Source organism: Pseudomonas sp. 51_B (genome assembly GCF_017491595.1).
Taxonomy (GTDB): domain Bacteria; phylum Pseudomonadota; class Gammaproteobacteria; order Pseudomonadales; family Pseudomonadaceae; genus Aquipseudomonas; species Aquipseudomonas promysalinigenes.
The window spans coordinates 1-482 of record NZ_JAFGYW010000276.1 but is presented as its reverse complement, the minus strand read 5'-3'; the positions used below and the strand labels follow the sequence as shown (position 1 = coordinate 482).

The following is a 482-nucleotide window of genomic DNA, read 5'->3' as shown; positions in this document are numbered from 1 at the left end:
GAAACGATGGTGGTCAAGGGAAGAGTCTCCACGCAGCGGGGCGAAAATGCCTTATGCCCATTCATATGGGGGTGCTGGAGGGGATTTCAACCGGTAGGGGCGATGGGAGACGAATGGTGTGTGTGATGACTGTGGCGAGGGGATTTATCCCCGTTCGGCTGCGAAGCAGTCGCGAAACCATCATTTGCGGTATGCCTGCGGCACCGCAATGGCTGGTTTCAGGGCTGCTCCGCAGCCAAACGGGGATAAATCCCCTCGCCACAAAGTTTGAAGGTCACCTGCAAGTTGCAGCTGACCTCTGAGAGCCTTAGCGGCTCTGGCGTTGTTGTAACAACAGGTTGCTGAAGCCCGCACCAGCCAGTTGTTTCTGCGCCGTGGTCAGTTGTTCACGGTTGCTGAACGGGCCGACCAAGACGCGGTACCAGGTTTCATCCTTGACCGTGCCGGACTCCACCGCGACGGCTTGGCCGAGCAGAATGATC

The 482-nt window shown here is 58.1% G+C and carries 1 protein-coding gene; it reads right to left on the bottom strand.

All coding sequences use genetic code 11. The features are described 5' to 3' along the window. Nucleotides 1–307 precede the first annotated feature (307 nt). A partial coding sequence (locus tag J5M56_RS24805) for an SPOR domain-containing protein (RefSeq protein WP_207938038.1) occupies nucleotides 308–482 on the bottom strand: 175 nt, incomplete at its 5' end.